Annotated in this window: 17 protein-coding genes; 6 read left to right on the top strand and 11 right to left on the bottom strand. The window is 48.7% G+C overall.

Features of this window, described 5'->3' with window-relative positions:
- Positions 1 to 99 precede the first annotated feature (99 nt).
- The 3 genes from aspS to ruvC all read left to right on the top strand — a co-directional run bounded on the left by aspS (position 100) and on the right by ruvC (position 3,387).
- A complete protein-coding gene (gene aspS / locus FXF61_RS10485) occupies positions 100 to 1,875 on the top strand; it encodes an aspartate--tRNA ligase (RefSeq protein WP_151185218.1) in 1,776 nt (591 codons plus the stop codon).
- Between the two features lie 112 nt (positions 1,876 to 1,987).
- Positions 1,988 to 2,731 (top strand): YebC/PmpR family DNA-binding transcriptional regulator, encoded by a 744-nt coding sequence (locus FXF61_RS10480; protein ID WP_151185217.1) that lies wholly within the window; start codon positions 1,988 to 1,990, stop codon positions 2,729 to 2,731.
- Between the two features lie 131 nt (positions 2,732 to 2,862).
- On the top strand, positions 2,863 to 3,387 hold the full coding sequence (gene ruvC, locus FXF61_RS10475; protein ID WP_151185216.1) for a crossover junction endodeoxyribonuclease RuvC: 525 nt from the start codon (positions 2,863 to 2,865) through the stop codon (positions 3,385 to 3,387).
- 38 nt (positions 3,388 to 3,425) lie between these two features.
- Here the strand turns inward: ruvC and FXF61_RS10470 are convergent, their stop codons facing one another.
- From FXF61_RS10470 to FXF61_RS10460, 3 genes are all read right to left on the bottom strand, one after another.
- Positions 3,426 to 3,929, bottom strand: coding sequence for a hypothetical protein (locus FXF61_RS10470; protein ID WP_151185215.1), 504 nt, complete (start codon positions 3,927 to 3,929; stop codon positions 3,426 to 3,428).
- A gap of 92 nt (positions 3,930 to 4,021) precedes the next feature.
- Complete coding sequence (locus FXF61_RS10465) at positions 4,022 to 5,764, bottom strand: sodium:solute symporter family protein (RefSeq protein ID WP_151185214.1); 1,743 nt, start codon at positions 5,762 to 5,764, stop codon at positions 4,022 to 4,024.
- 3 nt (positions 5,765 to 5,767) lie between these two features.
- Positions 5,768 to 6,031 carry a DUF4212 domain-containing protein gene (locus tag FXF61_RS10460; RefSeq protein WP_151185213.1) on the bottom strand — a complete coding sequence of 88 codons (264 nt, stop codon included), beginning with the start codon at positions 6,029 to 6,031 and terminating at the stop codon, positions 5,768 to 5,770.
- Between the two features lie 428 nt (positions 6,032 to 6,459).
- Between FXF61_RS10460 and FXF61_RS10455 the strand changes: the two genes are divergently transcribed.
- Together FXF61_RS10455 and clpB are read left to right on the top strand one after the other, a co-directional pair.
- On the top strand, positions 6,460 to 7,407 hold the full coding sequence (locus FXF61_RS10455; RefSeq protein ID WP_151183349.1) for an IS5 family transposase: 948 nt from the start codon (positions 6,460 to 6,462) through the stop codon (positions 7,405 to 7,407).
- Positions 7,408 to 7,769: 362 nt separating this feature from the next.
- The gene (clpB, locus tag FXF61_RS10450) at positions 7,770 to 10,334 is read left to right on the top strand and encodes an ATP-dependent chaperone ClpB (protein ID WP_151185212.1); all 2,565 of its coding nucleotides are present in this window, start codon (positions 7,770 to 7,772) and stop codon (positions 10,332 to 10,334) included.
- Positions 10,335 to 10,431: 97 nt separating this feature from the next.
- On the opposite strand, the gene FXF61_RS10445 is transcribed toward clpB, so the two are convergent.
- The gene (locus FXF61_RS10445; RefSeq protein ID WP_151185211.1) at positions 10,432 to 11,217 is read right to left on the bottom strand and encodes an MBL fold metallo-hydrolase; all 786 of its coding nucleotides are present in this window, start codon (positions 11,215 to 11,217) and stop codon (positions 10,432 to 10,434) included.
- A 61-nt stretch (positions 11,218 to 11,278) separates the two neighbouring features.
- Positions 11,279 to 12,166 carry an acyl-CoA dehydrogenase gene (locus tag FXF61_RS10440; RefSeq protein WP_151185210.1) on the bottom strand — a complete coding sequence of 296 codons (888 nt, stop codon included), beginning with the start codon at positions 12,164 to 12,166 and terminating at the stop codon, positions 11,279 to 11,281.
- A 193-nt stretch (positions 12,167 to 12,359) separates the two neighbouring features.
- Here FXF61_RS10440 and FXF61_RS10435 point away from each other — a divergent pair, with 193 nt between their 5' ends.
- Complete coding sequence (locus FXF61_RS10435) at positions 12,360 to 13,076, top strand: tRNA-uridine aminocarboxypropyltransferase (RefSeq protein WP_151186078.1); 717 nt, start codon at positions 12,360 to 12,362, stop codon at positions 13,074 to 13,076.
- A 331-nt stretch (positions 13,077 to 13,407) separates the two neighbouring features.
- On the opposite strand, the gene FXF61_RS10430 is transcribed toward FXF61_RS10435, so the two are convergent.
- From FXF61_RS10430 to FXF61_RS10405, 6 genes are all read right to left on the bottom strand, one after another.
- Positions 13,408 to 15,774: a response regulator gene (locus FXF61_RS10430; protein WP_151185209.1), complete on the bottom strand. Its 2,367-nt coding sequence runs from the start codon at positions 15,772 to 15,774 to the stop codon at positions 13,408 to 13,410.
- 82 nt (positions 15,775 to 15,856) lie between these two features.
- Positions 15,857 to 17,143, bottom strand: a complete 1,287-nt coding sequence (gene purD / locus FXF61_RS10425; protein WP_151185208.1) for a phosphoribosylamine--glycine ligase — start codon at positions 17,141 to 17,143, stop codon at positions 15,857 to 15,859.
- A gap of 24 nt (positions 17,144 to 17,167) precedes the next feature.
- Positions 17,168 to 18,775, bottom strand: a complete 1,608-nt coding sequence (gene purH / locus FXF61_RS10420) for a bifunctional phosphoribosylaminoimidazolecarboxamide formyltransferase/IMP cyclohydrolase (protein WP_151185207.1) — start codon at positions 18,773 to 18,775, stop codon at positions 17,168 to 17,170.
- Between the two features lie 65 nt (positions 18,776 to 18,840).
- Positions 18,841 to 19,122 carry a DNA-binding transcriptional regulator Fis gene (fis, locus tag FXF61_RS10415; RefSeq protein WP_371921513.1) on the bottom strand — a complete coding sequence of 94 codons (282 nt, stop codon included), beginning with the start codon at positions 19,120 to 19,122 and terminating at the stop codon, positions 18,841 to 18,843.
- Between the two features lie 28 nt (positions 19,123 to 19,150).
- Positions 19,151 to 20,149 (bottom strand): tRNA dihydrouridine synthase DusB, encoded by a 999-nt coding sequence (gene dusB / locus FXF61_RS10410; protein ID WP_151186077.1) that lies wholly within the window; start codon positions 20,147 to 20,149, stop codon positions 19,151 to 19,153.
- A 204-nt stretch (positions 20,150 to 20,353) separates the two neighbouring features.
- Positions 20,354 to 22,429: an EAL domain-containing protein gene (locus FXF61_RS10405; protein ID WP_151185205.1), complete on the bottom strand. Its 2,076-nt coding sequence runs from the start codon at positions 22,427 to 22,429 to the stop codon at positions 20,354 to 20,356.
- Positions 22,430 to 22,435 lie beyond the last annotated feature (6 nt).

Raw genomic sequence — 22,435 nt, 5'->3', positions numbered from 1 at the left:
AAGGTTTTCTGCGATGCCTTGGCATATGCGCTGTTAGCTGGCGAGTATTTGTGCACTGGGCATTGGTTATTTCAAATTTTTTAGGAAGCGAACGCTATCATGATGCGCAGCCACTATTGCGGGCACTTAAACGAATCCCTAAACGGGCAAACCGTTACTCTTTGCGGTTGGGTCCACCGTCGTCGTGACCACGGAGGCGTTATTTTCCTTGATATCCGTGATCGTGAAGGCTTGGCTCAAGTCGTTTTTAACCCTGAGCATGCTGAGATTTTTGCAACAGCTGACCGTGTGCGCAGCGAATATGTTGTGAAAGTCACAGGTGTAATCAACCCGCGCCCAGATGGTGCGGTCAACCCTAATATGCCTAGCGGTGCTATTGAAGTCATCGCGACTGGCTTAGAAGTGCTTAACCAAGCTGAAACCACACCCTTCCCACTGCATGAGCATTCGGATGTCGGCGAAGAAACACGCTTGCGTTACCGCTTTATTGACTTGCGCCGCCCAGAAATGGCTGCCAAGTTAAAGTTGCGCTCACGCGTCACCACCAGTATTCGTCGTTATTTAGATGACAATGGTTTCCTTGATGTGGAAACACCGATTCTGACGCGTGCCACGCCAGAAGGCGCGCGCGACTATTTAGTGCCAAGCCGCACCCATCCCGGCAGCTTCTTTGCTTTACCGCAGTCGCCACAGCTGTTTAAACAGTTGCTCATGGTGGCTGGTGTCGATCGTTATTACCAGATCGCTAAATGCTTCCGTGATGAAGACTTGCGTGCTGACCGTCAGCCAGAATTTACCCAAATTGACATTGAAACCAGCTTTATGGATGAGGCGGACATTATGTCCGTCACCGAAACCATGGTGCGTGAGTTATTTAAAGATGTGCTGGATGTTGAATTCGCTAAATTTCCTCACATGACCTACGAAGAAGCGATGCGCCGCTTCGGTTCCGATAAGCCGGACTTGCGCATACCTTTAGAACTGGTGGATGTTGCTGATCAGCTGACTGGCGTTGATTTTAAAGTATTTAGCGGGCCTGCTAATGACCCTAAAGGTCGTGTGGCAGCCTTGCGTGTGCCGGGCCAAGGCAGCATGCCGCGCGGTAAAATTGATGAGTACACCAAGTATGTGAGCAACTACGGCGCACGTGGCTTGGCCTACATTAAAGTCAATGAGCGTGCTAAAGGTGCGGAAGGTTTACAGTCACCGATTGTTAAATTCATCCCAGAAGACAACCTCAATACTATTCTTGACCGCGTTGGTGCTGTGGATGGCGATATCGTCTTCTTCGGCGCTGATAAAGCGCAGGTGGTGAGTGATGCCTTGGGTGCTTTGCGTATCCGCTTAGGCCATGATTTAGATTTATTAACCTGTGAGTGGGCACCGTTGTGGGTGGTTGATTTCCCCATGTTTGAAAGCAACGATGATGGCTCACTGACGGCGATTCACCATCCATTTACTGCGCCAAAATGCACGGCAGATGAGTTGCGTAGCAATCCGGGCGCTGCACTATCACGCGCTTACGATATGGTGCTTAACGGTACTGAGTTGGGTGGCGGCTCGATTCGTATTCATGATCGGACCATGCAACAAGCAGTGTTTGAAATTCTTGGCATTGATGAAGCTGAGCAACAAGAGAAATTTGGCTTCTTGCTGGATGCATTAAAATACGGTGCACCACCACATGGTGGTTTGGCCTTTGGTCTGGACCGTTTGGTGATGCTGATGACCGGTGCACAGTCGATTCGTGAAGTGATTGCCTTCCCGAAAACGCAAAGTGCAGCCTGCGTGATGACGCAAGCACCAGGCGCTGTTGATGCCACTGCATTGCGAGATTTGCACATCCGCTTGCGTGAGCAGCCTAAGGCTGAGTAACAATAGTTAGCGTAACCTTGTGCTGTACTGCAGGCTACCCAAGTGGTACTGCAGTACAGATAAAAGCAGCGTGTGATGAGCGACACAGTACAGAGATAAAACGGGAGATGGTATGGCTGGACATTCCAAGTGGGCGAATATCAAGCACCGCAAAGAGCGCCAAGATAACAAGCGCGGTAAGATTTTCACGAAACTGATTCGTGAGTTAACGGTTGCGGCGAAACAGGGCGGTGGCGTTGCCGCTGATAACCCGCGTTTACGCTTGGCCGTTGATAAAGCGCTATCGGCGAACATGACTCGCGATACCATTGATCGTGCTATTGCGCGTGGCGTTGGCTCAACTGATGGCGATAACGTTGAAGAGTTGATCTACGAAGGCTACGCGCCCAATGGCGTGGCTGTATTTGTTGAGGCCATGACCGACAATCGCAACCGGACTGCCGCTGAGATTCGTCATGCGTTTAACAAGCATGGCGGTAACTTAGGTACGGATGGCTCTGTTGCTTACCTATTTGAACGTAAAGGACAGATTTGTTACGCGCCAGGCGTTGATGAAGAGGCTTTGCTGGATGTGGCCTTGGAACTGGGTGCTGATGATATTGTCACGAACGATGACGGTTCGGTTGAGGTGTTAACCGCCTTCGCTGACTTTATCACTGTCAGTGAGGCTTTGACGGCTGCTGGCTTTGCTGCAGAACAAGCTGAAGTGACGATGCTTCCGACCATGACTGCTGAGCTGGATTTAGACGGCGCAGAGAAAGTCATGCGTTTGATTGATGCCTTGGAAGATTTGGATGACGTGCAAAACGTTTACTCTAATGCTGAGATTCCAGATGATGTGATGGAGCAGCTGTAAGCTGAGTTTTACCGTGCTGTTTAATAAGCCTCTGGTTGCTTGTATTGATAAGCCCAGAGGTTTTTTATTTGTGCATACGATGACAAGCACGCTTAATATGCGGTGTTGACCCGCCGCTAAAGGATGCCCAGATGACGCTTATTATAGGCATTGACCCCGGCTCTAGAATCACCGGCTATGGGGTCATTCGTGATACCGGACGCGGCTGTGAGTATGTCGCCTCTGGTTGTATTCGTACCGGTAAGGGCGAGCTGGCTGAGCGTTTAAACGCTGTGTTTGCTGGAGTCAGTGAAATTATTCAAACCTATCAGCCGATCACCATGGGTATTGAGCAGGTGTTTATGGCGCGCAATGCCGATTCTGCTCTTAAACTCGGACAGGCGCGCGGTGTTGCTATTGTGGCGGCTACTCAAGCGGGTTTGCCTGTCTCCGAATACAGCGCCACACAAGTGAAATCAGCGATTGTCGGCAGTGGTCGCGCAGCCAAAGAACAGGTGCAGTTGATGGTGATGCATTTGTTAAAGCTAAGCAAAAAACCGCAAATTGATGCCTCCGATGCTTTGGCGATTGCTTTATGCCATGCACACCATCAGCAAACACTGTTGCCTCATGGCTTGTCAGCGGCCAAACTGCGTGGTGGTCGATTGGCGCTGTAAACGATACTTTAGCGCCACTATCGAAATGTGTAACTGCTCTAGCGGCACAGCTGTTTGTATAAAAGACTGTCACTGGCAACGAATTCAACTTTAATCGTGGCGTGGCTGCCGCTGGGCATCACCGCTAGTTGTTCGCCGGTTGTGCAGTTGAGTACATAAGCTTGGCTTTCTAAGCGCTCGATAGAGTCGTTGATAAACTCATAGCGGATATATTCAACCAGTGTTTCACCATCCTGCTGGCTCTCTCTGACGGTGCCATCGAGTACCACAAAAGACGAAACAGACGGTATTAGGTAGCTCCATGGTCGAAAAAAACTACTGCCTCGCGTTTGCCCAACGACCACCGACTCGGCTGGGAGCTGGCTGCGCTTAAACTCAAACCAGCTGTAATCGTAATAGGCTAAGTAGCCGAGCATTCCTAGGCCCGCGCAGACTGGAATAATCCATGATGGGAGTGTGTTACGGCTAAGTTTTCTCAGCAAAAAAGCCAATGCGCCAACGCATAAGCCGATGATAAAAACTGCAAGCAAATGCCAAATCATACACAATTCTCTAAAGAAAAGAGGGCCACCCTAAGGAGGCCCTCTTTGATATAGGTAGCCCATGGCTACATGGTTAATGTGTCAGCTTCACGTTACGGGTAACGGACGCTTTCCACCATTTTCTGTAGTTCTTCGGAAGGCTCTTCTGTTGCATAGGATACAGAGATTGCAACAATAAAGTTAATCAGCGCACCGATACAACCGATTGATAATGGGGAGATACCCATAATCCAGAACTCTGGCGTGTTCGGGAAGTTGTTTGTGCCCGGAATAAAGAACCAGCCAAGGTACATAAAGATATAACTAATGGTAAATAGCGCACCAGTACTCATACCCGCTACAGCGCCTTTGGCGTTAATTCGCTTGAAGAAGATACCCATGATCAGCGCTGGGAAGATGGACGAGGCCGCCATTCCGAACGCTAAGGCCACCGTTTGCGCGGCGAACCCTGGTGGATTAATCCCCAACCATGTTGCAATGACGATAGCCCCCACCATTGATATCCGTGCCGCTAGCATTTCTGCTTTATCAGATATTTGTGGAAACAGGGTGTTTTTAATTAAGTCATGACTCACCGCAGAGGAGATTGCCAGTAGCAAACCTGATGCCGTGGACAGTGCCGCAGCAATACCACCTGCCGCCATGAGACCGATGATCCAGCCTGGCATATTACCAATTTCAGGTAGTGCCAATACCAAGATATCGTTGTTGATGGTCAGCTCGTTACCTTCCCAGCCACGCTCGACAGCAACGGTTTCAGCATACTGAGTGTTTTTATCGTTGTAGTACTGAACACGACCATCGTTGTTTTTGTCTTCAAAGGTGAGTAGGCCAGTGGTTTCCCACTTTTCGAACCATACTGGGCGGTCCTCATAGACCATCGCTTCTTCGATGCCTTCACCAGGGTAAATCGACTCTAGCAAGTTCAAACGCGCCATAGACGCCAGTGGTGGTGCAGTAGTGTAGAACAGAGCGATAAACACCAACGCCCAACCGGCAGACCAGCGTGCATCAGAGATTTTAGGAACGGTAAAGAAGCGAATAATCACGTGTGGCAAGCCCGCAGTACCGACCATCAAGGTCAGGGTAAAGAGGAACATATTCCACTTGTTTTCTACGTCTGCAGTGTAATCTTGGAAGCCGAGATCACGCACCACTTCGTTAAGTTTGTGCAGTAAAGGCGTGCCTGAATTACCAAACTCACCAACAAAACCTACTTGCGGCAGGAAATGTCCGGTCATTTGTAGCGACAGATAGATCGCTGGAATGGTGAAGGCAAGGATCAGTACAACGTACTGAGCCACCTGGGTGTACGTCACCCCTTTCATGCCGCCCAATACGGCGTAGAAGAACACGACAATAGCGGAGATGATCAGGCCCATGGTGCTGCTGACTTCTAAGAAGCGTGCAAAAGCAACACCCGCACCGGTCATTTGACCGATAACATAGGTCAGAGAAATCATAATCAAGCACACCACGGCTACCAAGCGCGCGGCTTTACTGTCATAACGTGAACCGACAAAATCGGGCACTGTGTATTTACCGAAACGACGTAAGTAAGGCGCCAGTAAGGTTGCTAAGAGGACATAGCCACCGGTCCAACCAAGGATAAAGGATGAGTTGACATAACCGACTGAAATCAGACCGGCAACCGAGATAAAGGATGCAGCTGACAGCCAGTCAGCTGCTGTAGCCATGCCGTTTAGCACTGGATGTACTTCACCGCCAGCGATATAGAATTCGCGGGTGGATTTAGCACGCGCCCAAATCGCAATCCAAGTATAGATTGCGAAGGAGCCGGCAACAAAAAGCATATTGATCAGGAATTGACTCATAGCTTACTCCTCCAGGCCGAATTTTTTATCCAGTCTGTTCATTTTCCAAGCATAGAAAAAGATCAAACAGACGAATGTATAAATTGAGCCTTGCTGGGCAAACCAAAAGCCCAAGTCTGCCCCGCCAATGGAAATCCCCATCAGATAAGGACGCAGTAGCATTCCGAAGCCATAAGATACTGTAGCCCATATACATAGGGTTATTAGAATCAGCCGCAAGTTTGCAGCCCAATATGCTTTGTTTCTTTCTTCTTTAGATTCAGTCATGACAACTGTTCCCCATTTATTTATTGTTTTAGAGTTTGGATCATTCTCAGTGCAGAGAAGTATTCGGCTATCACTATGCTAAAAATAAAATAAAAGGTAAGGCGTACTTTGGTATGAGATTTAAATTTTATTTAATAGTCTTTTTAAATCAATAGCTTACCGTTTGTGTATTTATTTTTTTAGATGCTTTTTTAATTTCAACTAAACCAAGGTATGATGCGTCTGTGTGGAAAAAATTAAATATTTAATAAGAAATAAGCTTTTCGCCGTGCTGGCGGCTATTTAAAACTGTTTAATATGCATTATAAAAAGAAGTTAAATAATAAACATTGGGGTTATTTGTTTATTTTTTAAGGAGCCTCTGAATAACTCCCCACTTTTTGCGATAATAGCCGCATCGACCTTTTTTTAGCCCAGTGAGCCGAATCATGAGCCAACTGACCTTTGCCGAAGCAGAGTACCAGAACAAAAAGCGTAAGACGCGTCGTGAGATTTTCTTGGAAAAAATGGATGCCATTATTCCTTGGAAGCGCTTGGAGAATCGCGCCGCTAAGCATTACCCAAAAGGTGAAATGGGGCGTCCCCCTTATCCGCTCAGTGTGATGCTGCGTGTGCATTGCTTGCAGTTGTTCTACAACCTTAGCGATCCTGCTCTGGAAGATTCGCTGTATGAAATTGAATCAATACGCCGCTTTGCAGGATTGCGTTTGTCAGACAATATTCCTGATGAAACAACGATTTTAAACTTCCGTCACTTCCTTGAAAAGCATGGGCTGGGCAAGCTATTTCTGAAGGAAATTAACAAGCACTTGCAGCATCAAGGCTTGCTGTTTCGCGAAGGCACCATTGTGGATGCCAGCATTATTTCCGCACCGAGCTCAACGAAAAATCAAAGCCGCAAGCGCGACCCAGAAATGCATTCCAGCAAGAAAGGCAACCAATGGCACTTTGGCATGAAGATGCATATCGGCGTGGATGATGTCACAGGTATGATTCATAGCGTGGAAAGTACGGCTGCCAATGTGCACGACGTAACCATGACTGCAAGCCTTCTACATGGCGAAGAAAAGCGTGTATTTGGTGATGCTGGATACCTAGGTGTTGAAAAACGCAGGGAAAACAAAGAGCGCAAAAATCTTGCCTGGCTGATCAGTGCTCGAATCAGTAAGCGTAAAACCATGACCGAAAATGAGCAGGAAATTGAAAAAATGAAAGCCAAGCTACGCGCTAAAGTTGAGCATCCGTTTCGCTACATCAAGTGCGTATTTGGCTATAACAAAGTCCGTTACAAAGGGCTTGATAAAAACCATAACCGTTTATGCCTGCTAGCAGGACTAACGAACCTCATGATCAGCAGAAAATACTTGCTGGCTTAGGGTTAGTGCGCCCTTAATCCGCCAAAACGGCGAATTAAGGGCTAAAAGAGGTGGTTTTACCTCGAAAACGGCCTTTTTTAGCTGTTTTTTTGAGTTTTCGAGTCATTTTCTGAAAAGCTCAATAATAAGCTGAGATTTTCAGAGGCTCCTTAATAGTAAAGGAGCGGTGTTTGATTACACATTTTAATCCGTGCGGTGACAATTTTTTAGTTGCGATGCTTGTTGCTGTCTGGCGATGAATATATTGCTCGAAACGCTTGAAATTATAAAAACCAACCACATTATATAAAGCATGAGAGTGAGTAATGGTTGCGCAGCGCTAATAAACCGACTCACCGTATTGACCATGAGGATGAGCAGTTATGCGTATTGATCGTTTTACCAGCCAGTTACAACTGGCCTTATCTGATGCACAGTCATTGGCGATTGGCCATGACCATGCTTCGATTGAACCTTTGCACTTACTGTCTGCCTTGCTGGAACAGCAAGGTGGAGCCATTCGGCCGCTGTTGATGCAGGTCGGCTTTGATGTGAGAAGCCTGCGTGAGGCGCTGAATACAGGCCTGGATCGTTTGGCTAAATTGCAACATCCCACCGGTGATATTGCTATGTCACAAGCCTTGGCTCGCCTGCTTAACCAAGCTGACCGCTTAGCTCAGCAAAAAGGTGACCAGTATATTTCCAGTGAGCTGGTGCTGCTGGCGGCGATGGATGCCAATACTGAGTTGGGTAAGATACTTTTAGCGCAAGGTGTTAGCCGTCAGTCGCTGGAAAATGCCATCACTAACTTGCGTGGCGGTGAGAGCGTTGATGACCCTAATGCTGAACAGTCCCGCCAAGCGTTGGACAGATATACCATTGACCTCACCAAGCGTGCAGAAGAGGGCAAGCTGGACCCAGTGATTGGTCGTGACGAAGAAATTCGTCGCACTATTCAGGTGCTGCAGCGCCGTACAAAAAACAACCCTGTCTTGATCGGTGAGCCCGGCGTGGGTAAAACCGCAATTGCGGAAGGCTTGGCGCAGCGCATTATTAACGGCGAAGTGCCCGATGGTCTAAAAAGTAAACGCCTGCTGTCGCTGGATATGGGCGCTTTGATAGCGGGGGCTAAATACCGCGGTGAATTTGAAGAGCGCCTGAAAAATTTATTAAATGAATTGGCCAAGCAAGAAGGTCAAATCATTTTGTTTATTGATGAATTGCACACCATGGTTGGTGCTGGTAAGGGCGAGGGCGCAATGGATGCCGGTAATATGCTCAAACCTGCGCTGGCACGTGGTGAGTTGCACTGTGTCGGCGCAACAACGCTGGACGAGTACCGTCAGTACATTGAAAAGGATGCAGCTCTTGAGCGCCGTTTCCAGAAAGTGCAGATTGATGAGCCCACTGAAGAAGACACCATTGCTATTTTGCGTGGACTCAAAGAACGCTATGAAGTGCACCACGGTATCAGCATCACCGATGGTGCAATTATCGCTGCGGCCAAACTCTCACACCGCTACATTACAGATCGTCAGCTGCCGGACAAAGCCATCGACTTAATTGACGAAGCCGCCAGTATGATCCGTATGGAAATTGACTCTAAGCCAGAAGCTTTAGATCGCTTGGAGCGTCGCTTGATTCAGCTAAAAATTGAGCGTGAAGCACTGCGTAAAGAGGATGATGCAGCAACCAAGAAACGTTTAGCCAAACTAAAAGAGGACATTGTTGAACTGGAGCGCGAGTACGCTGATTTAGAAGAAATCTGGAAGTCAGAAAAATCTGAAGTGCAGGGCTCTGCGCAATTGCAGCAAAGAATTGAACAAGCGCGCCAAGAAATGGAGCTGGCGCGTCGCAAAGGTGACCTCAATCGTACGGCTGAACTGCAATATGGTGTGATCCCAGACTTGGAACGCAGCTTGGAAATGGTTGATCAAAACAGCAAAACAGAAAATCAACTGTTACGCAGCAAGGTTACTGATGAAGAAATTGCAGATGTGGTCTCTAAGTGGACTGGTATTCCCGTTTCAAAAATGCTTGAAGGTGAGCGCGACAAACTGCTGAAAATGGAAGAATTGCTGCATACGCGGGTGATTGGCCAAGATGAAGCTGTGACTGCGGTATCCAATGCGGTGCGTCGTTCGCGCGCAGGCTTGTCGGACCCTAATCGTCCAAGCGGCTCGTTTCTCTTCTTAGGCCCGACCGGTGTCGGTAAAACTGAGCTGTGTAAAGCGTTAGCTGAGTTCTTGTTTGATACTGAGGATGCCTTGGTTCGTATTGATATGTCTGAGTTTATGGAGAAGCACTCAGTGGCGCGTTTGATTGGTGCGCCGCCAGGTTATGTCGGTTACGAAGAGGGTGGATATTTAACCGAAGCAGTACGTCGTAAGCCCTATTCTGTGGTGCTGATGGATGAGGTGGAGAAAGCGCATCCCGATGTGTTTAACGTGTTGTTGCAAGTGCTGGATGATGGCCGTTTAACGGATAGTCAAGGCCGTACTGTGGATTTCCGCAACACCGTGGTGGTGATGACCTCAAACTTGGGTTCAGTGCAGATTCAAGAGTTGATGGGTGACCGTGAAGCGCAGCGTGCAGCGGTGATGGATGCGGTAGGCTCGCATTTCCGCCCCGAATTTATTAACCGTATTGACGAGTTGGTGATTTTTGAGCCGCTGGGCACAGAGCAAATTGCCGGTATTGCAGAAATTCAGTTGGGACGTTTGCGCCAGCGCTTAGCTGAGCGTGAGTTGCGCTTTGAGTTGACCGCGCAAGCGTTAGAAAAACTGGTTGCCGAAGGCTATGATCCGATCTACGGAGCGCGTCCATTGAAGCGTGCGATTCAGCGCTGGATTGAAAACCCGCTGGCACAACAAATTCTCTCTGGGGAGTTTGAGCCGGGCACAACGATTCAGGCTTTAGTGGAAGACGGTGAGATTGTCTTTAAATAAACACATCTTTTCTGGCTCAATAAAAAACGCACCTTAAGGTGCGTTTTTTATTGCTGCTGCTTGGTTTTTATAAAGCAGTGCTGATTGGCTTAATTATTTATGTTGGCTCGCAATAGTGCTGTTGTTGCAATAGATCAATGCCGCAATCAAAGCTTTCTACCCAGCTTAAAAAGGCATTGATCATTTCTTGGCCTTTGAAGGGACGGCCGTGCTGCGGAACAATCATTTCAACATCCATCTGTCGCACCATATTGGCCCACAGCTGTGTCACTTTCTTGCTGACCATATAGCGACGGTGAAAGTCTTCCATAGACGGGACGTGTTCAGCAAAGCTGGTGACTGGTTGTGCGTCATCAAGTAACGAAGCCCCCATGTCGCCGGAGAATAAGATTTTACTGAGCGGGTCATACAGCTGGAAATTGCCAACTGAATGCAGAAAGTGAGCTGGAATCGCCTTTAGTTTGCTCTGACCCAGTGCAAAGACCGAGCCCTTATCGGGCAACGCAATCACGCGCTCGCTGGTAGAAATGCCATGGTTGGCGGTTAAGTAGCCGGCGGTGAGGTGTGGTAAAAAACGTGCCCATAACGTTGAGGTGATCACTTTTGCTTTGGTGTGCAGCAGCCATTTGTCCAGCGCCGCAATAATATCGGGGTCTTGGTGTGAGGCAAAAATGTAAGTTAACTCTTTCATGTCGATGCGCTTGGATAACTCGAAAGATAATGGCGTATAGGTTAGGTCGCCACCGGGATCAAGCAGTAATGATTGGCCACTATCAGTGATTAAAAACTGGTTTGACTGAATGCCATCACCAGTCACTAAGTCATCAAACATTAAGCATTGATGGCTGCCGTCATCAAATAACACAATAGGATCGCGACGCATAATGCACTCACTTATTAAAATGAGGCGAAACTATGCCAGTGCTGTATAGATTAGAGTTGATTTAAGTCAAGCCTAGCGCGTCCAGTGCAAGCGCTAAGCGTCGTGCGCGTGCACTGCTTGCTATTGTTAAAATGGCCTTGTCACGCTTCCATGCCTGTGCCGTGGACTGGCTTGAGTGAGTAGATAGGGCATGATTGACCTGTGTTTGTAAGCCGGAAAATTGCGCCAACTGAGCAGCAAGCAAAAGATGCGATGTTACGTCTTTATTGGGTTGGGCTAAGGTTTCTTTAAGTCCAGCGAGTACTGCGATCAGCTGTAACTGTAGCTCTTGTGGCCATTGATCAAGCAGACTTTGTCCATACAGCCAAGCACAGAGCGCAGCCAATACGTGGCCATCTTCTAGGCTACGAAAAGGTTTGCTGTAATCATCCCAGCCATCACCGCTTAAGACTTGACAGTGCACCTGGCGAAACTGTACTGAACCGTGGCTAATATCTGGCAGCATAGCTAATGCAGGACCTGTTTGCAGAGTAATATTAGGGTTGTCGGTGGATACTAAAACAGCTGAGAGACAGGGTGCTTGTTCGGCAAGATCATTGCGGGCGAGAACAATCAACCACTGCGCAGCACTGCCAGCAATCACGAAATCTTTGTGTCCAGTGATTTGACCATCGACTAAACGCGTATGAATATCCGCCGGTTTGTTGGAACGTTGCTCGGTTACACAGAATGCGCCGATACCCTGCGGTGCTAGGGGTACCAGTGCGCGTAATGCAGCTTGATAGCCTGCTAGAAAGGCGAGCCCTGGGGTCGCAGCTAATCGGCCCCCTAACATGGCCAGCTCGCAGCTACTGGCCTGTGTAGCGTGCTCGCTTAGCTCGGCAAACCAAGGGCCTGCCTGGGTGTGTGCTAAGCGTGGCAAAGGGCCGAGTAGGGTAGACCAGAGCATGCAATATCCTTGCTAGCGAGAAGCAGTAAATGAGGTATAGCAGCAGTGTGCTTAAGCGGGTTGCTGCTGGCAAGTGCGCAGGCGTGTCGAGATGCTTTAAAACTGTTCAACGCTAACGGGGTTTGCCGAGCGATCGTCGAGCACGCAACTAAATCTGTTAAACTGCATGTCTTATATTTTTGAGAATGTTGCTATGCCGCACGCAGTATCGCGTTTGCGTGATCAGCGCCTAGCGCGCAGTGAAAAACCTTTCTTAGCGCGTGGCGCGCTGCTAGTCCGCTGCCCACGTTGTCGAGTATCCGTGACGTATTGCATGTGTGCTTGGCAGCCAAACGTCAGTGCAAACAGTGCGGTGTGTTTGTTGATGTACGATGCAGAGCCGCTCAAGCCGACCAATACCGGCTGGCTGATTGCTGACGTTGTGCCTGATACTTTTGCCTTCAGCTGGTCGCGCACTGAAGTTGATGAGCGTATCCTCACGCTGCTGGCTGACCCGCAATGGCAGCCCTATGTGGTCTTTCCTGGCGAGTATGTACCGGCGCAGCGGGTGGTGCATGATGTGGCACATGCGCAGCTTAAAATAGCAGCTAAGCGTCCACTTTTTGTTGTACTCGATGGAACCTGGACGGAAGCGCGTAAAATGTATCGTAAATCCGCTTACCTGGCGCATTTGCCGGTACTGAGTTTGCAGCCAGAGGCTATTTCCCGCTACCGCTTACGCCGTTCAACCCGTGAAGAGCATCTGTGCACCGCAGAAGTGACTGCGCTGTGTCTGCAGTTAGCCGATGACCATGCCGCTGCAGAAGCTCTTGAGCAATGGTTTGCGCGCTTTAGTCGGCATTATTTAGCCAGTCGTAAACCACCATCTGCGTCCGAGAAAGAAGCCCTGCGCGCGGGGACCGCTTTATAAGTTTGAGACACATTGATAAGAGCTTCGGTGATCAGGATTAACGGTGTATTGTGCGCTTTGTGCTGTTGCAGTTGTTGCGCCGATTAACCTGACTAAAGTTCAACGTCGGCGCTACGCCGTTCTTGGCTGAACTGCTGATAGCGACACTGAAGTACTTAAGAATCGCGACATGAGCGCCATTTAATGATGCGGGAACTGCCTTCGCGGGCTGAGTGAATGAGGTGATCTTTGTTCATCTGCCGGATGTGCTGTCGATTGTTGGCGTGCTGATTATCAGTGACAGTGACTTAGCCGTTGCTTACTTGCAGCATCATCAGGTGCGCTTAAAGGTTTAGTTGTTTACGTGGTTACTAAGAATAGCTTGCAGTTTAGCCAGCTCAATGGGCTTGGCTAAATGTCCATTCATTCCTGACTGCTTAGCGCGCAACTGGTGTTCTTCTAGGACGTGCGCCGACAAGGCAATAATGGGCACCGCTGGTAGGTCGTGCGCTGCTTCATATTCTCGGCGTTTTTGCGCAGCAGTAAAGCCATCCATCACTGGCATTTCACAATCCATTAATACCCAGTCGTAGTGCTGTTGTTCTAGTTTATCTAACGCTATTTGGCCGTTAGCAGCGACATCAACGCTGACGCCGAGTTTATTCAATAAGCCGCTGATGACTTTAACCGAAATCGCATCATCTTCTGCAACCAGCACGCGCTTTGCGCTCATGCTGTGCGCAACATGATTATGATTCATGCTGTGCTGTACGGCATTAATCAGCGTGGTTTTTAAAGTTGAACTGCTGACGGGTTTTATCAGTACATGACTGATGCCAGCATTGCGTGCAGCAATTGAGTCGATATGACTGCTGCTGGTGAGCATGATTAAAGTGCAGCCTGCCGCTAGCAGTGGGTCTTCTTGGATGCGTACGGCAAAAGGTATAGCGCTGGCTTTATGGGTGGTATCACTGATTAAAATGGTTGCAAAGCGTTGGCCTTGTAGTGCTTTATTACGTAAAAAAGCGATCGCATCAGCAGGTGAAGAGCGTGTGCTGACCAGCATTCCCCAGGCGCTGCATTGTTGAGCCAAAACTTTTTGCGAAAGTGCATTGCTGTCAATAATTAAAATGTGTTTTTGTCGTAAAGCCAAATCAGGCTCGACGTGAGCAGCAGGGCGGTGCTGTGATTTGAGGGCGATGCTGACGGTAAATAAGGTGCCTTGCGCACTGCGCTGTATGCTAAGGCTGCCCTGCATCAAACTCACTAATTGGCGAGCAATGATAATGCCCAGGTTACCGCCAATAAACGATGCGCTAAGCAGATCTTTGCTATGCAGTTGTGCGGTGCTGAGAATGTGCCGCTCTGCATCACTTAAAGGTGTTCCAGTATCTTGCACCGTTAATACAAACAGCGCTTGATCCTCGTCTTGCTCGACTGCGGCACTGAGGATGATCTCGCCGTTATGGGTGCGTTGAAAGGCGTTTTTTAGGATGCTGAACAATACTTGGCGTAAGCGCGCTGGATCACCCAGTAAGGTTTCGGGCACCTGTGGTTGTAAAAAAACAGTTAATTCAACCTGCTGTTCATGAGCACTGCTGTAAAATGCTTGTGTGCACTCTTGCAGCAAACCCGCAGGATTGAATTGAGTGTGGTTGAGCACAATGTCGTTAGACTCTAAGCGCGAAATATCTAATATCTCGTTAATCAAACCGAGCAGCTCGTTACCGGCGCTTTGAATGGTTTGTGCATAATCACGCTGCTTACTAGAGAGTGGTGTGTCCAGCAGCAGAGTTGTCATGCCCAATACACCGCTTAAAGGCGTGCGAATTTCATGACTGATCTTTGCTAGTAGCTCAGATTTGGCGCGTTTCTCTGCTTGCTCAGCGGTATGCTGCTGTAATGCGCTGCTGTTTTTAGCAATCTGGTAGCGGTGGTTTTGGCTCAGGCCAATACTAAGAATAGTGGCACTGAGCGGTAGACTGATTAACACGCAAATGATTGCAATATCTGCTGAAAGAAAAGCCTCATTTATTAGTGCTGGCCACACTGCAATGAGCGGCAAAAAACATATACTTAAACCAATAAAAAACGTGCGTGCAGGTGCGTAGCCATGCTGCCAAAGCATCAGCGTGCCACCGAGTAATAGCACTGTTGAGCTGATTAATAAAAAATAGCTGAGTATGTGTGCGTAAGCAGGGGCAAGGACTAATAAGGCAATGCCGCTAAAGCCTAGCAGGCCCATGTGTCTAATCAGTTGCTTAGTCAGTTTTTTAAATGCTGGCGTGCGCGGGATGCAGTTTAAGCATAGCGCGTGAAAAAATAAAATTGCGAGCAGAGCAGGAAGGTAGTTTAGGTCACTGCTTAACTTTATGTTTAAACAGAGATCAGGTGCATGGTTATTGGCTAAAAAGAAAATAAAGAGTAATAAAAAGCTTAGCGCTATGCTAAATAATAGGTTGCCGCGATAACGGGTGAATACAAAGCGCAGCAGATTGAAGAGCGCTGCACCGACACTGCAGCCCAGCAACATACCAATCAGTAGCGGATGCACTGTATTTAAACTTAAGCCAAGCACAGGCAGCTGGGAGGCGCTTAGAAGTGCCGTGTTTTCTAAGGAAAACATTGCGCCATAGTAGCGTGGTACGCTGATAAGTAGAAACAGAGCACCTAACAGTAAGCTGATGATTAGACTGATGGCCAGGCGAGTCGGGTTCACGGCAGTATGCTACGCCTCAACAATGCTAAGCGAACTCCCCGCGTGCTCGGCACAGCGGAGAGGTGCGTTATGGATTTAACCTTTATTGCTGTTCTCGCGCAATGGCACGGTAGCCAATATCTTTACGATAAAAGCTGCCTTCCCAACTGATTTTTTCTGCCAGTTTATAAGCGTTGGCTTGCGCCTCGGCAACGCTATTACCCATGGCTGTGGCGCAGAGTACACGACCACCGCTGTTGATGATCTTACCGTCTTTGAGGCTGCTGCCAGCGTGAAAGACTTTGCCCTCTAACTGCGCTGCGGCATCTAAACCTTTGATCTCATGGCCAGCGCTGTAGTCGGCAGGGTAGCCGCCGGAGGCAATCACTACACCCAAGCTTGGGCGTGGATCCCACTGGGCTTCAACTTTGTCTAAGGCCTTGGCTAGAGCGGCTTCAATCAACAGAATTAAGCTGGACTCTAAACGCAGTAAAATCGGCTGGGTTTCGGGATCACCAAAACGGCAGTTGTACTCAATGATTTTTGGCGCACCGCTTTTGTCGATCATTAAGCCAGCGTACAAGAAGCCGGTGTAGACGTTACCTTCAGCGGCCATACCGCGCACAGTTGGATAAATGATTTCATCCAATACGCGCTGGTGGACTGCATCAGTAACCACAGGAGCAGGGGAATACGCACCCATACCTCCGGTGTTGGGCCCAGTGTCGCCATCACCAACACGCTTGTGGTCTTGGCTGGTGGCCATGGGTAAGACGTTCTCGCCATCGACCATAACAATAAAGCTGGCTTCTTCACCGTCTAAAAACTCTTCGATCACCACGCGCGAACCCGCATCACCAAAAGCGTTGCCAGCGAGCATATCGGTGACTGCCGCTTCGGCTTCTTCGAGTGTCATGGCGACAATCACGCCTTTACCCGCAGCTAAACCGTCGGCTTTGACCACAATCGGCGCGCCTTGCTCACGTAAATAGGCCAGTGCTGGCTCCACTTCAGTAAAGTTAGCGTAGTTGCTGGTAGGGATATTGTGGCGTGCAAAGAAATCTTTAGTGAAGGCTTTTGAGCCTTCCAATTGCGCAGCCGCTGCAGTTGGGCCGTAGATGTCTAAATTACGCTTGCGGAAGCTGTCGACAACACCGGCAACCAGTGGCGCTTCAGGGCCAACAATGGTCAGATAAACATTGTTTTGTTCGGCAAAATCAGCCAGCTGATCAATGGCCAACACATCAATCGCCACGTTTTCGCACTTGGCTTCAGTGGCGCTGCCGGCATTACCGGGCGCAATAAAAACTTTAGTTACGCGCGGGTCTTGCGCAACTTTCCACGCCAGTGCGTGTTCGCGTCCGCCATTACCGATAATTAAAATATTCATAGAAAACGGTCCTTAAAAGAGCAATTAATGGCGGAAGTGACGCATGCCCGTAAATACCATGGCAATATCAGCTTCGTCTGCTGCTGCAATCACTTCAGCATCGCGCATCGAGCCGCCCGGCTGAATCACGGCACGGATACCCACTTTAGCAGCGTTATCTAAACCATCGCGGAAGGGGAAGAAGGCGTCCGAGGCCATCACCGCACCAGCAACCTCTAAACCTGCTTGCTCAGCTTTGATCGCGGCAATACGTGCTGAGTTGACACGGCTCATTTGACCGGCGCCGACACCGATGGTCTGACGGTTTTTCGCGTAGATGATCGCATTGGACTTAACAAACTTAGCGACTTTCCAAGCAAAGATTAAGTCATGAATTTCTTGCTCGCTGGGCGCACGCTTGGTGACCACTTTCAGGTCAGCTGCAGTGATCATTTGAATATCACGGCTCTGTACTAATAAGCCACCGTTGACGCGTTTGAAATCCCAGCTGGCGCTACGCTCGGCAGGCCACTGGCCGCACTCAAGCAAACGCACATTGGCTTTGCTGGCCACTACGTCACGCGCGCCTTGGCTGATACTTGGCGCGATAATCACTTCGACAAACTGGCGATCAACAATGGCTTGTGCGGTATCGGCATCTAATTCACGGTTAAAAGCAATAATGCCGCCAAAAGCTGATTCGCTATCAGTTGCGTAAGCCAGTTCGTAGGCTTGACGGATACCGCCTTCTTGGTCAGTAGCAACGGCAACACCGCAAGGGTTGGCGTGTTTAACAATCACGCAGGCAGGTTTTACAAAGCTTTTCACACACTCAAGGGCTGCGTCAGTATCGGCAACGTTGTTAAATGACAGTTCTTTACCTTGCAACTGAATGGCGCTGGCAACACTGGCTTCTTGTGGGTTAGCTTCAGTGTAAAACGCCGCACTTTGGTGCGGGTTCTCACCGTAGCGCATGTCTTGCGCTTTAATAAACTGAGTATTAAAAGTGTGCGGGAAGGCTGTGCGCTGTTCGGTGCTGAGGGTTTCAGCACTCTGCTCAATGGTGCCTAAATAGTTGGCAATCATGCCGTCGTAGGCTGCCGTGTGCTCAAAGGCTTTGAGGGCCAGATTAAAGCGTTGTGCGTAGCTTAAACCGCCTTGTTTGAGGCCTTCGATAATGCTGCTGTAGTCATCTGTGTTAACCACAATGGCCACGTCTTTATGGTTCTTCGCCGCGCTGCGCACCATGGTCGGGCCGCCGATATCGATGTTTTCAATCGCATCAGGCAGGCTGCAACCGGGTTTGGCGACAGTGGCCGCAAAGGGATAGAGGTTAACTGCAACCAGATCAATCGGCTTGATACCGTGCTCAGTCATTACCGCTGCATCTATATCGCGACGACCTAAAATACCACCGTGAATTTTCGGGTGCAGGGTCTTGACGCGACCGTCCATCATTTCTGCGAAGCCGGTGTAGTCCGCCACTTCAATGGCAGGAATGGCATTGTCTTTTAATAACTTGAAAGTGCCGCCAGTGGATAGAATCTCTACACCTAAGGCGTGCAGCGCTTGGGCAAATTCAACAATACCTGTTTTATCAGAAACACTGATTAAAGCGCGGCGAATAGGCGTTTTTGAAGAGTGGTCAGTCATTAGATTTCCTAGCTGTAAACGGCAAACTGCTCAAGCCTCGCACAAGAGGTTGGCAGGGGTATAGTTTAAAGAAGATTGTATTGTTTAAGTTTTTTGCGCAGTGTGCCGCGGTTTAAACCGAGCATCTCTGAAGCGCGTGTTTGATTGCCCTGCACATGTTGCATGACTGAGGCAAATAAAGGTGCCTCAACCTCGCTGAGTACTAAGTTGTACACGTCATTCACATGCGCGCCATCTAAATGAGCAAAATAGTCTTGCAAGGTTTTTTCAACACACGCACGTAACGTTAAGTGTTCGCTATTATTGAGGGTTGTGAGCAGCGTTGTATTTTTGGTCACGGCAAATATCTCATAACTGAACGTTTTATCATTAGAATCATGCAGCGTCTTTTAAGCCTAGTGCACGAAGAGTATTGAAAAAAATCTGGATCTGATCTTTCTGTGCTTCTTCGTCGTCAAGCTGGTTAAACGTTGTACGAAATTTTTGTGCCCCAGGCAGTGATGTTAAATACCAATGTGTGTGCTTTCGGGCGATACGCACACCCATTGGCTGGCCATAGAACGCATGCAGGAGTTCAATGTGCTCAAGTAAAATCATTTCCAATGCGCTTAAACTGATTGCTGGCAGTTGTTCGCCAGTTGCGAGGAAATGGTTGATTTCTTGGAAAATCCAAGGCCGTCCTTGTGCTGCGCGACCAATGAGTAAGCCGTCTGCGCCGGTGTAATCCAGTACCTGTCGAGCTTTAAGCGGGCTATCAATATCACCGTTTGCAAATACAGGAATTGAGATAGCATTCTTAATCAGTGCAATAGTATCGTATTCAGCGTCACCATTGTAGCGATCTGCGCGAGTGCGGCCATGTACCGCAAGGGCATTGATGCCTGATTGCTCAGCAATTCTGGCAATATTCACGCCGTTTTTATTGGCATGATCCCAGCCAGTGCGAATTTTTAAGGTGACAGGCACATCCACTGCAGCGCGCACGGCCTGCAGGATTTGCGCAACCAAACGCTCATCTTTGAGTAGTGCAGAGCCTGCTGCTTTGTTGCAAACTTTCTTGGCTGGGCAGCCCATATTGATATCAATAATATGTGCGCCTAAAGCGACGCATTGCTGCGCTGCGTGGGCCAGCATCTGCGGTTCTGCACCCGCAATTTGCATCGAGCGTGGCTCTGGGTCGCTGTCGGTTAATAAGCGTAAGCTGGATTTGCGGCTCGCCCATAAACGGGTATCGCTGGTGAGCATTTCTGACACAGTTAGCCCTGCACCAAAGCGTGCACACAATTGACGTTGCGGGCGATCAGTGACGCCAGCCATCGGTGCTAGGATCAGATTGTTAGCTAATGTGTAGGAACCAATACGAACCATCGACATGGATTGCTCAGCCTGCGCGCTGCTTAAGAAAATATTTGGGGTTGAGCTGTGCATGATACCCGCTCCAACCGTATGGATAAAGCAGCGCGCAAACTGTTGTGATGAATGGGCGCTGTTTGTCTGCTGTGCTCTGACTTTAATTAGCACAATATGCACTGAAGAGGTGTTGCTGTTGGCTGGGTTGGAGTATCGCTTACGCAGTTACTAAAGCGAGTCTTCACCACTGGTAAAGTTATAATTCATGGCTTGGCTAGGCCCTTGTAAATAGTGGCCTTGAATATAGTTTACACCGGCCTGCCACAGTATGGATAAGATGCTGGCACTTTCGACAAAGGGCACGATGCTGTGCTTGGCTTGGGCATGTAATGCGGCAAGCATTTGTTTCAGGGTTTCTTGATCCTCTGCAGTAGAAAGCTCTTTAATAAACGAGCCATCAATTTTCACAAAATCAATATGCATGTGTTTAAGTGTGTTGTATGGATTAAGCGTACAGCCAAATTGCCCTAAAGCCACTTGACAGTGCAGCGCATGCAGGCCTTCGGAGAGCTGTTTTGCTTGTTTTAAGTAGGCGACAGCATCTGTTTCGCGGATTTGTAAAATGATTGAATCAGCAGGCAGACGTGATGCTTTAAGGACTGTACTTAACCAAGGCAATAAGCTTTGGTCTTGCAAGCTGGCGCTGGATAAATGAATAAAAAATCGAGTTTGATGGCCTTTGCTTCGATGCTCAGTCAATAATTTAATAGAGTTGAGCAGTACCCAGCGATCAATTTTATCTGCTAAACCGGCGGACACAGCAGCATTTAGAAAGTCGGAGGGTGGTACCTCTTCACCTTGCGGGTTCACCAGCCTTAATAAAACTTCATACAGTTCGTCTTCATCACCACGCAAGCTGATAATGGGTTGAAAGAGCAGTTTAAAAGTATTGTTTGCTAGTGCTTGTTGCGCCATGGCTACAAGGTCGCCGCGATTTGCTGCGGCAGCAAGATCATCGGCAGGGTTATGCAGCTTGAGCGCATTACCTTGTGTGAGTTGATCGGCACAATGATGGGCGCGCTTTAAGACATCGGCAGCTTTTGAGGTTTTCTCGCTAAGACCAGCCACGCCGATGGATAAAGTGGTTTGTGCTGTGCGGCCATTGATATCAAACAGTTGTAGCTCAACTTTTTTGATGAGGTTGAGCAGCTCAGGTTTAAATTGCTCAGGTGTTACATCGCTTCTTAAAACACTAAATGCATTATCAGCGAAGCGCGCTATCTGCGAGTTTGAGGTGAGGTGCTGGCGCAAAGTGTTGGCTAAATCTGCCAGTAATATATCAATACCTGCAAGGCCAAGGTCAGCTTGAAGGGCCATATAGTGGTCAATTTTAATATACGCCACGCTGGCCGGTTGCCCAGCATTCACCGCGCGTTCGGCGGCAGTGTCGAGGCGCTCTAAAAAGTGCTGACGGTTATATAGACCCGTTACCAAGTCTTGGCTGCTGATTTCACGAAGCTTCTCTTCAAGCTCAGCTTTGCCATTGGTGATACGAATTACCACCTGCACACAGGGCTCGCCATCATATTGTGCTGGCGAGAAGAACATTTTGGCTTGAAATCTTTGTGCTGCGGCTGTTATCCCAGTAAATGCTAGCTCAGCGTTACCTTCTTCACTGCGGTAGTTTTTTAGAAAGTCTTTAAAGTGGTTTTGATCTGGACCATCAATTAAGTCGATCATCGGCATGCCTTCCATTTCATCTGCATCGGCATAACCAAACAGTTGCAGGTAAGGGCCGTTTGCATAAATATGCATGCCGTCATGCACGTAGGCAATGGCATCCATAGAGCTTTCCAGCAGTAACTTGCAGCGTTTTTCTGTCTCGTGTAAGGCGATTTCAGCAGCGCGCCGTGCGCGACGATCTTCAAGACTAGCAAGCTCACGTTTGGCGACTAATATCAGGCGTTCATCTTCACCGTGTGGCACAGCATCTTGGGCGCCAAGCGCTAAGCTTTCAGTTAAGGACTCTGAAGAGTTGTCTTCGGTGAGCTGAATAAAAGAGATATCGCGCGCCATACGCTGAATGCTTTGCAGGGCAGTTAAAGGCGCGATATTGTCACTGTGGTGTGCTGCTATGCACAAATCCCAAGTGCTATTAAGCGCTTCATTAAGATTGTCTAAAGAGGTGATGCGATGCGCGCGTGTTGCATAGCCAGAGTTGCGAAATAAGCTAATGATGCGCTCAGCTTCATTTTTTGAGTCTTCTAAAACCAGCAAGCGAATAGTTTTTCTATCAATACCCATAAATAC

The organism is Pseudomonas sp. C27(2019), from assembly GCF_008807395.1.
GTDB lineage: Bacteria > Pseudomonadota > Gammaproteobacteria > Pseudomonadales > Pseudomonadaceae > Denitrificimonas.
The sequence above is the reverse complement of the archived record's forward strand: the minus strand, read 5'-3'. Positions and strand labels throughout refer to the sequence as shown.